Genomic DNA, 12,746 nt, shown 5'->3' on the forward strand with positions numbered 1-12,746 from the left:
TAAGGGGATACCACCATGAACCACCTTCGTACCCAGTTCTCCCGTTGGATGCAGTACCGCGAAAATCTGCGCGAGTTAAGCGGTTGCAGTGATCGCGAACTTTCCGATCTTGGCTTGTCGCGCAGCGATATTCGTCGCGTTGCCCATGAGGCAGCTTTCGCCTGATCTTGTCAGGCGAAAGAGATGCGGTATGGCAAGCGCAGGCTTTAAACCTCGCCGGGCTTCTTGAAGCGGATGTGAATGTCATCGCCTGCAAGATCAAAACCGGCATAATTGCGTTGGAAGGCGATAAGGGCATCATTGACGCCCTTTGAATAATCATCGTCGTGTACGTCAACGTGATGCCGGTAAATGATCCTGTCGCCTTTGTAGAATATAACCTGACCTTCCATGATAGCCTCCTTTTGAGCAAATCCCGAAAAGCGTCGAGCGGCTTTCGGATAAGATGCGCAGTAAAATAGGTCTAAAAGACTGATGGTTGAGAAGGGCGTGAGTGCTCCCACAATGTCGGTATATTCAAAAAGATAGGCGAGCGGCTGGGCAGGTCAAGCCTACTCCGCAGTATTCTCGCCTCTGCAAAGCGCAAGCCATGCCCTCGCGGCATGGGACAGGAACGCACCTTTTCGCCAGATGAGCGCCATGTCCCAGTTCAGTTTCGCATCCTTGATGTGATGAATGCGAACGCCGGGATGTTTGCGCTGTTCGGCAATCATTTGCGGCAGAAAGCCTATCCCCATGCCTGCTGCGACCAGCTCGACGATGAAGTCGATCTGGCTTGATCTGACAGCGACATGAGGAAACAGTCCGCGCTGATTGAATGCTTCAAGAATGATCTGATTGAGCGCAAAGCCGCTTTCAAAAAGAATGAAGGGCAGACTGGCAATATCGGACAAGGGAATACCGCCATCATCGACGAAGCTGTGGCTGGCTGGAAGCAGGGCAACAACGGGCTCACAACGAACGGCCTGCCACTCGAAACTTTCTTCGACGGGCAAAAGGGAAGCGGCCAGTTCGACGTCACCTGCCAGAAGAACTTCTTCCAGTCGTTTGCTGCCATGTTCGACAAGCTGAATGTCGATATCGGGATAAAGCTTGGTGAAGGCTGCAAAGACGGGGGCAAAAAGCACGCTGGAGCCGATGGGTGGCAGGCCAAGGCGCAGGAGTCCGCGCTTGAGGCCGCGCAATTCTTCAAGCTCGCTCAGCATGTCGTCTTTTTCAGTCAGCATTGCAACTGCGCGCCGATAGACGATTTCCCCGGCGCTTGTCAGGCGCGGTGGGCTGACCTCACGGTCAAGAAGGGTGAGGCCAAGCTCATCTTCGAGCTGCCGCACCGTCTTGCTGACGGTTGATTGAGTGGCGTTGATGGTGCGGGCCGCTGCCGAAAAGCCGCCCTGCCGCACCACTTCCACGAAAGCTTGAAAGCCGCGTAAGTTCATGAGCCATTCTATTATGGAATAGCTGCAATGAAATCAATTCATTTCTGGAATGGCGATACTGCGCCTATAGTGAATTCACAAATACCTGCATTGGAACATCATCATGAGCGCCCACAACCTGACAATCCGTTTTCGCTATGCGCTGCACAACAGCCGTCTTATGCAGATTGCGACATTGTTCGGCTTCTGGCTGGCAGGGGAAGCTTTTGTTCGCTTGGTCGGCTTGCCGCTGCCGGGTGGCATTGTTGGCATGGTACTGGTTCTGGCCCTGCTCTTAAGCGGACGCATCAGCCTGTTCAGCATGAAGCGCGGTGCGGAATGGTTTCTGGCAGAAATGCTGCTGTTTTTCGTGCCGGCGGTTCTGGCTATTCTCGAACATCAGGAACTGCTCGGCATGCTGGGCGTGAAAATCATGGCTGTTATTCTGGTCGGAACGCTGACTGTTATGACTGTGACCGCGCTGACTGTCGATATGTGTTATCGGCTGAGTGTACGCTATGCCGCTAAGTAACCCCTATGTGGCAACGCTGTTCTGGTCTGCCGCTACAATCCTTCTCTACCTCGCAGCAAAACGCGTCTATCGTCGCTTTCCGATGTGGTGGCTGACGCCGCTTGCTGTCACGCCGTTATTGCTGATGGCCCTGCTCATAGGGTTCAATGAAAACTACAGAGGTTATTTCAGCGCGACCCATTGGCTTGTGGCGCTTCTTGGCCCCGCAACCGTGGCTTTTGCGATTCCGATCTATCAGCAGCGTGCAACCATTCGACGATATTGGCCGGTCTTGCTGGTTGGCGTCGTGGTCGGCAGTTCGTCTGCGATGCTCTCCGCCTGGGGGCTGGCGCATCTTCTTGGTCTTAGCGACGCTATCAGCTTGAGCTTGATGCCGCGCTCTATGAGTACGCCTTTTGCGATGACGGTTTCCGGCGATATTGGCGGAATGCCTGATCTGACGGCCATTTTCGTCGTGCTGACCGGTGTATTTGGTGCTGCAATGGGTGAAGTGATGCTCAACTGGCTGCCGCTTCGCTCTGCTTTGGCGCGCGGCGCATTGTTCGGTATGGGGGCGCATGGCGCTGGCGTTGCCAAGGCGCATCAGATTGGCAGCGAAGAAGGGTCAATTGCTGGTCTTGTGATGGTGCTGGTTGGTCTGGTCAATGTTCTGGCTGCGCCACTGATCGCGCATCTTCTCTGAAACACTGATTTTGCAGCATATTTTTCTCAGCCTGCTCATTCTGTGAGCAGGTTTTTTATATTTAGGATTCTGCATTAAACTTAAGCATCGGCGTATTTGCATAACTGATATGCGTTATTGGTCGTTGTTGAATAAAGAGGCGCTTGGTAAATATTGGTCATCGGGTTCACTCCTCCTCCCAGAGCCCGATGACGAATACGGCACTCCTCCTCCCAGCCGTATTCAAGATCAGGCCGCGCATCCTCCTCCCGCGCGGCCTTTTTCTTTTTTAAAGCTTCCCTTAATCACTCTGATCTGTTGGCCGTGCGTTGCTCGCACCACCCATGGGCAATTGCGTTCAACAATACGTTCGCGGTGACAGTGTTCTCGCGCAAAAGCTTTGAAAAAAGACGAAAGGCAGCTGTGGAAATAGCTGTCCTTTATGGGCCTTGTGTAACTGAGATGCCGCAGCGGCATAATCTTTCCACAGGTGTCGACAATTAGGGCTTGGCATATCTCTTCCGGTAAAGAATATATTACCCGCGCCCAAACTAAAATGTTGATCGGGCGGTTTGGGGATCAAGTCTTGTCGGGGAGTTGGGTTTTGCAGAGTATTTTTCGTCGCATCACCCCTGCATTTCTCGTTGTCCTGATTATCATCGCAGGCTGCGCAAGTCGGCCGGATGGTATTCTGATCCCTGTTGGTCAGAGTGTTCCGGGTGCATCCAAAGTCAATCTTATGGTTGCAACGACACGCGCGCCTTCGGGTGATCCCGGCACATTGTTTTCCGGGGAACGCGATCAGGATCTCAGTCTGACACAGATTGTGGTTTCAATTCCACCGGATAAAAATCGCAAGATTGGTGAAGTTCAGTGGCCCAAAAAGCTTCCGGCCAATCCGCTTAAAGATTTCACCACCGTTGAGGTGAAGGCAATCAATTCAACCAATGGCGCTCAACAGTGGTTGAACAGCAGCCTGCCCAAAAATCGCCGCGTGATGGTTTTTGTCCACGGTTTCAACAACACCTTTGAAGACTCGGTTTATCGTTTCGCCCAGATCGTGCATGACTCCGGCGCCGAAGTCGCACCAGTTATTTTCACATGGCCGTCGCGCGGCAGCGTGTTCGATTATAATTACGACAAGGAAAGCACCAATTATTCGCGAGATGCACTGGAAACAGTGCTACGAAAGATTGCGCAAGATCCACGCGTCAAAGACATAACGATCATGGCGCATTCGATGGGGAGCTGGCTGACCGTTGAAGCACTGCGCCAGATGGCAATCCGCGACAAGCGCGTTGATCGCAAGATCACTGACGTCATTCTTGCGTCACCTGATCTTGATGTGGATGTTTTCAACAAGCAGTTCCGTGCGATGGGCAAGGAGCATCCGCGTTTCACATTGTTCACATCACGCGATGACCGTGCCCTTCGTGCATCGCGCTTCATTTCCGGCAATGTTGACCGTCTGGGGCAGATCGACCCCTCGGTTGAGCCTTATCGCTCGCAACTTGAGAAGGCTGGTATCACCGTTATTGACCTGACGCGTCTTAAGGCGGGTGATAGTCTCAACCACGGTAAGTTTGCCTCAAGTCCCGAAGTGGTTCAGTTGATCGGTCAGCGTCTCGTCACCGGCCAGACGATCACGGATTCGGATATTGGTCTGGGTGAGCGCCTTGGCGCCGTAGCCCTTGGTACAGCGCAGGGTGTGGGTACGGCTGCGTCACTGGTCGTCAGTGCACCGATTGCGGTTTTTGATCCGAATACCCGGCGAACCTATAACGAACAGATTGACCGCTTTGGCAGAACGGTGGGCAGCACTGTTGAGGCCGTTGGCGGACAGTAATTGCTTTGCATTTTAGCAATTGAACTTGTAGGAGTGGCGGCCAAATCTGGTCATTTGGCAGGGAGGTCGCCATGCGGATCATCCATACGATTGAAGCTTTGCGTCAGGCGCTTGGTGAGGTCCGCAGGAGCGGCCAATCCATTGGTCTCGTGCCGACCATGGGTTATCTCCACAAAGGGCATCTTGAACTGGTGCGCCGCTCACGTCAGGAAAATGACATTACAGTTGTTTCGATTTTCGTGAATCCTTTGCAATTTGGCGCCAATGAAGATCTCGACAAATATCCGCGTGATCTGGAGCGTGATGCAACCCTGCTGCGCAGTGCGGATGTTGATTTTCTGTTTGCGCCTGCGGTGTCGGATATGTATCCGCGTCCGATGCAGACAGTGGTCGATGTCCCAACGCTCGGCAATCAGATGGAAGGCGAAGCACGTCCCGGTCATTTTGCGGGCGTTGCAACCGTAGTCAGCAAGCTTTTCAACATCGTCGGCTCGGACGCCGCTTACTTTGGCGAGAAGGATTTCCAGCAGCTCGTCATCATCCGCCGCATGGTCGACGATATGGCGATTCCGGTGCGGGTGGTTGGTGTTGAGACCGTGCGGGAGGATGACGGAATTGCCTGTTCATCGCGCAATGTTTATCTCAGTGAAGCGCAGCGTGCCGCAGCGATCATCGTACCAAAGGCGCTGGAGGAAGCCGAACGGCTTTATCGGTCCGGTGTCGATGACCCGGAAGCGCTTGAAGCAGCAATCCGTACTTTCATTGCAACGGAACCGCTGGCAGTCCCGGAGGTGGTGGCATTGCGTGATCCTGACACTTTGCAGCGTCTTAAGTCCGTTCAGGGCAGGTCGGTTCTGGTTGCGCTTTTTGTGCGGTTCGGCACCACGCGCCTTCTCGACAATCGTTTGATCGCGCATGTGGCGCAGGAAAAGGCCGCCTGACATGAGCGTCACCGTTAAGAAGAAGCGCCTTTCGCCCAAGGCAATTCAGGCAATGAAGGGCGAGCGTCCGATCGTCAGCCTTACGGCCTATACAACACCGATTGCCCGTCTGCTTGATCCTCATTGTGATCTGCTTCTGGTTGGTGATTCCGTTGGTATGGTGCTTTACGGCATGGATTCAACGCTTGCCGTCACGCTCGACATGATGATTGCACATGGACAGGCGGTTATGCGCGGCGTCGAACATGCCTGCGTGACGGTCGATCTTCCATTCGGCGCTTATCAGGAATCGAAAGAACAGGCTTTTCGCAGCGCAGCCCGTATCATGCAGGAAACCGGCTGCGATGGCGTGAAGCTTGAAGGCGGCGAAGAAATGGCCGAGACGGTCGATTTTCTCGTCAAACGCGGCATTCCGGTTTTCGGCCATGTCGGACTGATGCCGCAGCAGGTCAATACGGTCGGTGGGTTTCGCTCGCTTGGACGTGATGATGCGGAAGCCAATCATATCCGCAAGGATGCACAAGCCATTGCGGATGCCGGTGCTTTTGCGCTGGTGATTGAAGGCACTGTTGAGCTTTTGGCCCGCGAGATCACGCAAACGCTCTCCATTCCCACTATTGGAATCGGCGCATCGCCTGCCTGTGACGGCCAAATTCTGGTTTCCGACGATATGCTGGGACTATTTGAGGATTTTACACCGCGTTTCGTGAAACGCTTTGCCACGCTTGCGCCGCTGATTTCCGATGCTGCGCAAGCCTATGCGGATGAAGTGCGCGCCCGCTCATTCCCAGGGCCGGACCATGTTTTTGGTGTGAAGCCAAAAGCCTGATGAGAGAGCAGGCCTTTGGCGTATCAGATCAACTCCCGCAAATCTGGCTTTGCCAATAGCGATAAAGTGTGTCCACATCACTGTTGGTCAAAATTGCCATCGCACCTTTCAATTGGTCGTCCGACCAGTCCCACCACTGCATTTCCAAGAGTTGTCTGACGGCGACTTCATCAAAGCGGGAGCGGATGGTGCGGGCGGGGTTGCCGCCAACAATCGTGTAGGGCGCAACATCGCGCGTCACGAGCGCGCGTGTGCCGATAATCGCGCCATGACCGACTTTCACACCGGGCATGATAATGGCTTCAGAACCAATCCATACGTCATTGCCGATCACTGTATCGCCTGATGGGCTGTAGCCATTTGCGCTTCCTGCAAATATGTCCACTTCCGACATGAAGAAGAACGGGAAGGTACTGATCCAGTCGTACCGATGGCCCTGATTGCCTGCCATGATGAAAGCAGCCCCCGACCCGATGGAGCAGAAGCTGCCAATGATCAGCTTGTCAGCACCTTCATCGGGCAGGAGGAAGCGCGCGCAATCATCAAAGCTATGGCCATGATAATAGCCAGAATAATAGCTGTAGCGCCCAACGAGGATGTTTGGATTTGTGACCTGCTTGTCGAGGGTTATGCCCTTGAATGGGCTTTCAAAGTAATTTTTCATGATAATGCTCACTGCACGAGTTCCGATGAGACCGGCATTTATCCGCTCGCATATAGCCAAGCGAAGACTGCGCAAGAAACGCGTGGTTTGCTTGCGTCCATGCTCCTTGTGCTTAAATCACAGGAGCGCGATGCAGGGGATACTCGAACAGTTTATCATGCGGGTGAGCATAAAGACGGCAGCGAGAAAAAGAAAGGGAGGCGTGCGCCCCCCTTATTAAAAAATATTTTTATCGCTTACTTTTCCACGAAAGCCTTTTCGATAACGAAATGACCGGCTTCGCTCTGGCTGCCCTCTTCAAGGCCGAGGCCTTCAAGAATCTGGCGCATATCGGCCAGCATTTCCGGGCTTCCGCAAAGCATCATGCGGTCGTCCTGTTCGGAGAATTTCGGAAGGCCGAGATCTTCAAAAATCTTGCCGGAGCTGATGAGGTCAGTGATGCGACCCTTATTGCGGAATTCTTCACGCGTCACAGTTGGGTAGTAAATCAGCTTCTCGCGCACCATTTCGCCCAAGAATTCGTCTTCCGGCAGTTCCTTCGTGAGGAGATCGGCATAAGCCAGTTCGTTCACTTCACGCACGCCATGCACCAGGATGATCTTCTTGTAGCGCTCATAGACTTCCAGATCGCGAATGATCGACAGGAACGGCGCAAGGCCTGTACCGGTTGAAAGCAGCCACAGATTGTCGCCGGGAATGAGATTGTCATAGAGCAGCGTGCCAACCGGCTTTTTGCCGACGATTACCTTGTCGCCTTCTTTCAGGTGCTGAAGGCGCGAGGTCAGCGGACCATCCTGCACTTTAATCGAGAAAAACTCGAGTTGTTCATCATAGACGCTGGAAGCAATCGAATAAGCGCGCAGCAGTGGTTTGCCATTGACTTCAAGGCCGATCATGACGAACTGGCCGCTCTGAAAGCGGAAGCCCTGATCGCGCGTGGTGCGGAAGGAAAACAGTCTGTCGGTCCAGTGGTGAACGTCAAGAACGGTTTCCTGATAAAAATTGCTGCTCATGTCGGAACTGTCTCTGTTTCGCTTTTCACGGTATTTGCTTCAGATGAAGCAAACGTCTTTCATCGCAATCAAGGGGGATCGCGTCTGGCTGCCTTGAGGGTGGCTTCCGCGGAGGTCGTGATTTGCCAACATGCTGTACCATGTCCGGCCGACGATTACGGAAGTTGGAATAATGCTTCTATGTCCCGACATCAAGAGTTAATCAGGCGATATGCGTTGCGCAATTAAATCGAATTCAGAGGCAGTCTCAAGGAAAGACGTCCTAATCAGGATGGCCTCCGAAGCATGATATGCTCTGAAGGCCTGTTTTCGTGTCTCAGCGTGAACTGCGCACCAGCGCGATTGCTGCAAAAAGCGCAACACTCGACATTGTAGCAAAGCCGATGAACAGCCAAAGTGCTGCATTTGACGTGCCGGCAAAGCCACCGGGATTGCTCAGACCGGCAAGATTCGCAATCATGCCTGCAAGGGCAGCACCCATGGCCGTGGTGAAAAGCTGGACGGTTGTCAGTGAAGCTGATGCGAGATTCTGGTCGCTCGCATCGGCCCGTTTGAAAATCCGCGTCAGCAGATGCGGCCATGTCATGCCAACACCAAAACCCACAACGATCATTGCAAGACAAATCGGAACAAGTGTGGTCCAATGACCGTCGCTGCCGGGGGGAACCAGAATGGCAAGTGTTGTCATGCCCAGAATGCCCATAATTGGCGCTGCAAGGATAACCCGGTTTACGCTTTTGCCTGTCACGCCGGATGAGCCGATGGAGCCGAATGTCCAGCTTCCGCCCATCAGCGCTGCAAGATAACCAGCCACCAGCGGTGATTGATTATGCAGGACCTGAAAGAACAGCGGCACGAACACTTCGGAACTTGTGACCGATCCGCCAAGAAAGCCCATGGTGAGATAGAGCGCACCAAGACGGCTCAGGCTGAAAGTACCCTTCGGCAAAATACGTTTCGTGGACCGATGCTCGACGAAAACAAGCAGCATCAGCACGGCAAATGCAACCGCAACGCCAGCGATGTTCCATATAGCACTTTGTGAAATACTTGCGGCCGAGATGATGAGCACGGCTGTGGTCAGCAGAATAAGCTGCGGCCATGCAAGCCGGTCTTTGTTCTCAGCGCTGTCTTTCTGCTTTGGCAGGACCAGCATTGCCATGACAGCAAAAATGCCGATCACCGGCACAAGCGACCAAAACGCTGCACGCCAGACGCCAAGTTCAGCAAAAATACCGCCTACTGCCGGGCCAACGAGCGTTGCCACACCCCACATGCCGGAAACGAGCGCAATAGCGCGAGGCCAGAGCCTTTCGTCAAAGACGATACGGATCATGGCATAAGAGAGCGCCAGCATCATGCCGCCGCCAAGCCCCTGCACCACACGACCGCCAAGCATGGCAGGCATGGAGGGGGCAAGACCACAGGCAAGCGTGCCAATGGCGAAGATGATCGCCGCCACGAGATAGGCATAGCGTGGGGCTGCCTGTGACAGAAGTTTGGGCACAAGCGCCGAGCCGAGAATGGACGCCGTTACAAACAGCGCTGTGTTCCAGGCATAATAGTCCATGCCGCCAATATCGGCGACGACGGTTGGTAATATGGTTGTGGCAATAAAAACATTGATAGCGTGGAGCGCAACTCCACCGACGAGCGTCAGCGAACGGATCGCATTTTTGCCCGCAAACAATTCTCCCCAGCCTGCAGTAGCCCCTGCGGTAGCAGTGGCGGCTGGATTTTCGGTCTGCATTTCTTTCCCTGGTCCTATCCCGCATTTCAGAGGCGGGTTGATGCCCGCTGTCCGCACGCGTGTGCTGGTTCTATAAAATGCTTTTTCAAACTTCGGAATAGGGGAGGAAGTAAAACAATATCAATCTTAATCAGAAGGGGTTCAATTTGCCCTGAAAAGCCCTATATGAAGCTTTGAATATAAAATCCGCCGCAGCAGGTGAGAAAATTTTCTCCAAACCTCTGTGGCGGATTTGTGTTTCTGTCACAAGCTTCCTATAAGCCTCTTTAAGTGCGGCTTTCTGTTGCTGCATAACATGCCGCCAGCCAGCTGGACAGGCCATCTTCCCTAATTGACGACCCGGAACGACCATGATCCAGACGCCTTACTATCTGATTGATAAGACAAAGCTGAAACGCAACATGCAAAAAGTTGCTTATGTGCGCGAGAAATCCGGCGCCAAGGCTCTTTTGGCGCTGAAATGCTTTGCCACATGGTCGGTGTTTGATCTGATGAGCGAATATATGGACGGCACCACCTCGTCTTCGCTCTATGAAGTGCGTCTTGGCCATGAGAAATTCTCTGGCGAAGCCCATGCCTATAGCGTGGCCTATGCCGATTACGAGATCGACGAAGTCATCAGCCATGCCGACAAGATCATTTTTAATTCGATCAGCCAGTTTGAACGCTTTGCCGATAAGGCCGCCCATATCAAGCGTGGTCTGCGTTTGAATCCCGGCATTTCGTCTTCAAGCTTTGATCTTGCCGATCCGGCGCGTCCGTTCAGCCGTCTTGGCGAATGGGATGTCGCGAAGGTCGAAAAGGTCATGGATCGTGTCACCGGTTTTATGATTCACAACAATTGCGAAAACGCCGATTTCGGTCTGTTCGACAAGATGCTGACCGATATTGAAGAAAAGTTCGGCTCGCTTCTCCATCGCGTTGAATGGGTGAGCCTTGGCGGCGGCATCCACTTCACCGGCGACGATTATCCGGTCGATGATTTCTGCGCGCGCCTGAAGGCATTTTCGGAAAAATTCGGCGTACAGGTCTATCTGGAACCCGGCGAAGCTTCGATCACCAAGACCACGACGCTGGAGGTGACGGTGCTTGATACGCTTTATAACGGCAAGAATCTTGCTGTCGTCGATAGCTCGATTGAAGCGCATATGCTGGATCTGCTCATTTATCGCGAAAAAGCGAAGATGGCGCCAAATAATGGCGAGCACAGCTACATGATCTGCGGAAAATCCTGCCTTGCCGGTGATATTTTCGGCGAGTTCAATTTCGACAAGCCTTTGCAAATCGGCGACCGTCTCTCATTTGAAGATGCGGCCGGTTATACCATGGTCAAAAAGAACTGGTTTAATGGTGTGAAAATGCCAGCCATTGCCGTGCGTGAGCTGGATGGCACGGTCAAAATTGTCCGCGAATTTGATTACGCGGATTTTGAAGGGTCGCTTTCATAAAGATCCTGTTGCAGCGTTCAAACTGCAATGAACTCGTGTGTTCCGACGGGAAAGTGATCGGGACGTTTAACAGATGGCGGGGAACCGCTGGAAGAGGAAGCATCGACAGAAAATGAAGAAGAACGTTCTCATTATCGGCGCCGGGGGCGTGGCTCAGGTTGTTGCACATAAATGTGCACAAAACTCTGACATATTGGGCGATATCCATATTGCGTCCCGCACGGTTGAGAAATGCCGCAAGATTATCGATAGCGTGCATGAAAAGAAGAGCCTCAAGACCGAGGTGAAACTGGAAGCGCATGCGCTGGATGCTATGGATGTGGAAGCCACCAAGGCTCTCATTCAGAAGACTGGCGTTCAGATCGTGATCAATGTCGGCTCGGCCTTCCTCAATATGTCGGTCCTTCGCGCCTGTATTGATACAGGCGTGGCTTACATGGACACTGCGATCCATGAAGATCCGAAGAAGATCTGCGAAACCCCACCGTGGTATGGCAACTACGAATGGAAGAACCTGAAAGAATGCGAAGAGAAGGGCATTACAGCCATTCTCGGCATTGGTTTTGATCCGGGCGTGGTCAATGCCTATGCACGCCTGGCTGCTGATGACTATCTCGATGAGGTTAAATCCATCGACATCGTTGACATCAATGCCGGTTCGCATGGCCGCTGGTTTTCGACCAACTTCGACCCGGAAATCAACTTCCGCGAATTCACCGGCACGGTCTATTCATGGCAGGGTGGGCAGTGGCAGTCGAACAAGATGTTCGAAGTTGGCCAGACTTTTGATCTGCCTGTTGTTGGTCCAAGCAAGGCCTATATGACCGGGCATGATGAAGTGCACTCGCTATCCAAGAACTACCCGAACGCCGATGTGCGTTTCTGGATGGGCTTTGGCGATCACTACATCAACGTCTTTACCGTGCTGAACAATCTCGGTCTCCTGTCCGAACAGCCGGTCAAAACCGCTGAAGGTCTGGAAGTCGTGCCGCTCAAGGTGGTCAAGGCTGTGCTGCCTGATCCATCATCGCTTGCGCCAGATTACACTGGCAAGACCTGCATCGGCGATTTCGTCAAAGGCACCAAGGACGGCAAAGAGAAGGAAGTCTTCATCTATAATGTTGCCGACCACAAGGACGCCTATAACGAAGTGGGCAGCCAGGGCATTTCCTACACCGCAGGTGTGCCACCCGTTGCAGCCGCAATCCTGATCGCTTCGGGCGAATGGGATGTGAAGAAGATGGTCAATGTGGAAGAGCTGAACCCGAAGCCATTCCTGCACATTCTGAACCAGATCGGCCTGCCATCGCGCATTAAGGACGAAGACGGCGACCGCGCTCTCGACTTTGCATAAGCGTGGGTTGAATGAATAAAGAAAGCCCCGCCTGGTGCGGGGTTTTTATTTCGACATATGTCAGCAGTTGAGAATTTACTTCTCAAGATATGTTGCTTCTTTATGCAAGTCTGGTATCCATTGCGCATTAATTTTGTGCCAATCGATGTGCAGCCCGCCTGGCTCCGGATCAGTCTCTGGAACATACACAACGTTCCCATTAGAGACTGAAGAACCCGAAAAGTGGGAGCAAAGTCGCAATCGCGATGAAAGCTCTTAGCCGGCATGGGGCGATCGATATTCGTATCACGATG

General features: G+C 53.1%; 14 protein-coding genes. 8 read left to right on the top strand and 6 right to left on the bottom strand.

Annotated elements, in window-relative coordinates:
* The first annotated feature begins 15 nt into the window (after window positions 1–15).
* Entirely contained in the window at window positions 16–165 is a 150-nt protein-coding gene (locus OPR82_RS03130) for a DUF1127 domain-containing protein (RefSeq protein ID WP_265982973.1), read from the top strand.
* A 41-nt stretch (window positions 166–206) separates the two neighbouring features.
* Here OPR82_RS03130 and OPR82_RS03135 read toward each other — a convergent pair whose 3' ends face one another.
* Window positions 207–392 (bottom strand): hypothetical protein, encoded by a 186-nt coding sequence (locus tag OPR82_RS03135; RefSeq protein ID WP_265982974.1) that lies wholly within the window; start codon window positions 390–392, stop codon window positions 207–209.
* Window positions 393–551: 159 nt separating this feature from the next.
* Window positions 552–1,436, bottom strand: coding sequence for a LysR family transcriptional regulator (locus OPR82_RS03140; RefSeq protein ID WP_265982975.1), 885 nt, complete (start codon window positions 1,434–1,436; stop codon window positions 552–554).
* Between the two features lie 103 nt (window positions 1,437–1,539).
* Between OPR82_RS03140 and OPR82_RS03145 the strand changes: the two genes are divergently transcribed.
* The 5 genes from OPR82_RS03145 (at window position 1,540) to panB (ending at window position 6,224) form a co-directional block, all read left to right on the top strand.
* On the top strand, window positions 1,540–1,947 hold the full coding sequence (locus tag OPR82_RS03145; RefSeq protein ID WP_265982977.1) for a CidA/LrgA family protein: 408 nt from the start codon (window positions 1,540–1,542) through the stop codon (window positions 1,945–1,947).
* The gene (locus OPR82_RS03150) at window positions 1,934–2,629 is read left to right on the top strand and encodes an LrgB family protein (RefSeq protein WP_265982979.1); all 696 of its coding nucleotides are present in this window, start codon (window positions 1,934–1,936) and stop codon (window positions 2,627–2,629) included. Before OPR82_RS03145 ends, OPR82_RS03150 begins: the two co-directional genes overlap by 14 nt.
* A gap of 583 nt (window positions 2,630–3,212) precedes the next feature.
* Window positions 3,213–4,454 (top strand): alpha/beta hydrolase, encoded by a 1,242-nt coding sequence (locus tag OPR82_RS03155; protein ID WP_265982980.1) that lies wholly within the window; start codon window positions 3,213–3,215, stop codon window positions 4,452–4,454.
* A gap of 71 nt (window positions 4,455–4,525) precedes the next feature.
* Complete coding sequence (panC, locus tag OPR82_RS03160; RefSeq protein WP_265982982.1) at window positions 4,526–5,395, top strand: pantoate--beta-alanine ligase; 870 nt, start codon at window positions 4,526–4,528, stop codon at window positions 5,393–5,395.
* 1 nt (window position 5,396) lies between these two features.
* A complete protein-coding gene (gene panB / locus OPR82_RS03165) occupies window positions 5,397–6,224 on the top strand; it encodes a 3-methyl-2-oxobutanoate hydroxymethyltransferase (RefSeq protein ID WP_265982984.1) in 828 nt (275 codons plus the stop codon).
* Between the two features lie 28 nt (window positions 6,225–6,252).
* Here the strand turns inward: panB and catB are convergent, their stop codons facing one another.
* The 4 genes from catB to OPR82_RS03185 all read right to left on the bottom strand — a co-directional run bounded on the left by catB (window position 6,253) and on the right by OPR82_RS03185 (window position 10,003).
* On the bottom strand, window positions 6,253–6,888 hold the full coding sequence (gene catB, locus OPR82_RS03170; RefSeq protein ID WP_265982986.1) for a type B chloramphenicol O-acetyltransferase: 636 nt from the start codon (window positions 6,886–6,888) through the stop codon (window positions 6,253–6,255).
* A gap of 236 nt (window positions 6,889–7,124) precedes the next feature.
* Window positions 7,125–7,901, bottom strand: coding sequence for a ferredoxin--NADP reductase (locus OPR82_RS03175; RefSeq protein ID WP_265982987.1), 777 nt, complete (start codon window positions 7,899–7,901; stop codon window positions 7,125–7,127).
* Window positions 7,902–8,217: 316 nt separating this feature from the next.
* Entirely contained in the window at window positions 8,218–9,651 is a 1,434-nt protein-coding gene (locus OPR82_RS03180; RefSeq protein WP_265982988.1) for an MFS transporter, read from the bottom strand.
* A gap of 130 nt (window positions 9,652–9,781) precedes the next feature.
* On the bottom strand, window positions 9,782–10,003 hold the full coding sequence (locus tag OPR82_RS03185; protein WP_265982990.1) for a hypothetical protein: 222 nt from the start codon (window positions 10,001–10,003) through the stop codon (window positions 9,782–9,784).
* Here OPR82_RS03185 and nspC point away from each other — a divergent pair.
* Window positions 10,002–11,099, top strand: coding sequence for a carboxynorspermidine decarboxylase (gene nspC / locus OPR82_RS03190; RefSeq protein ID WP_265982991.1), 1,098 nt, complete (start codon window positions 10,002–10,004; stop codon window positions 11,097–11,099). The genes OPR82_RS03185 and nspC overlap by 2 nt on opposite strands.
* A 112-nt stretch (window positions 11,100–11,211) precedes the next feature.
* The gene (locus tag OPR82_RS03195; RefSeq protein WP_265982992.1) at window positions 11,212–12,453 is read left to right on the top strand and encodes a saccharopine dehydrogenase family protein; all 1,242 of its coding nucleotides are present in this window, start codon (window positions 11,212–11,214) and stop codon (window positions 12,451–12,453) included.
* Window positions 12,454–12,746: the final 293 nt, after the last annotated feature.

This window comes from Ochrobactrum chromiisoli (assembly GCF_026241335.1).
GTDB classification, from domain to species: Bacteria; Pseudomonadota; Alphaproteobacteria; order Rhizobiales; family Rhizobiaceae; genus Brucella; species Brucella chromiisoli.

Coding starts and splice junctions, on each gene's coding strand:
- OPR82_RS03175 (WP_265982987.1), bottom strand. CDS start 7,901: ATGAGCAGCAATTTTTATCAGGAAACCGTTCTTGACGTTCACCACTGG.
- OPR82_RS03135 (WP_265982974.1), bottom strand. CDS start 392: ATGGAAGGTCAGGTTATATTCTACAAAGGCGACAGGATCATTTACCGG.
- OPR82_RS03185 (WP_265982990.1), bottom strand. CDS start 10,003: ATGGTCGTTCCGGGTCGTCAATTAGGGAAGATGGCCTGTCCAGCTGGC.
- panC (WP_265982982.1), top strand. CDS start 4,526: ATGCGGATCATCCATACGATTGAAGCTTTGCGTCAGGCGCTTGGTGAG.
- OPR82_RS03150 (WP_265982979.1), top strand. CDS start 1,934: ATGCCGCTAAGTAACCCCTATGTGGCAACGCTGTTCTGGTCTGCCGCT.
- OPR82_RS03130 (WP_265982973.1), top strand. CDS start 16: ATGAACCACCTTCGTACCCAGTTCTCCCGTTGGATGCAGTACCGCGAA.
- OPR82_RS03195 (WP_265982992.1), top strand. CDS start 11,212: ATGAAGAAGAACGTTCTCATTATCGGCGCCGGGGGCGTGGCTCAGGTT.
- OPR82_RS03145 (WP_265982977.1), top strand. CDS start 1,540: ATGAGCGCCCACAACCTGACAATCCGTTTTCGCTATGCGCTGCACAAC.
- OPR82_RS03180 (WP_265982988.1), bottom strand. CDS start 9,651: ATGCAGACCGAAAATCCAGCCGCCACTGCTACCGCAGGGGCTACTGCA.
- panB (WP_265982984.1), top strand. CDS start 5,397: ATGAGCGTCACCGTTAAGAAGAAGCGCCTTTCGCCCAAGGCAATTCAG.
- catB (WP_265982986.1), bottom strand. CDS start 6,888: ATGAAAAATTACTTTGAAAGCCCATTCAAGGGCATAACCCTCGACAAG.
- nspC (WP_265982991.1), top strand. CDS start 10,002: ATGATCCAGACGCCTTACTATCTGATTGATAAGACAAAGCTGAAACGC.
- OPR82_RS03140 (WP_265982975.1), bottom strand. CDS start 1,436: ATGAACTTACGCGGCTTTCAAGCTTTCGTGGAAGTGGTGCGGCAGGGC.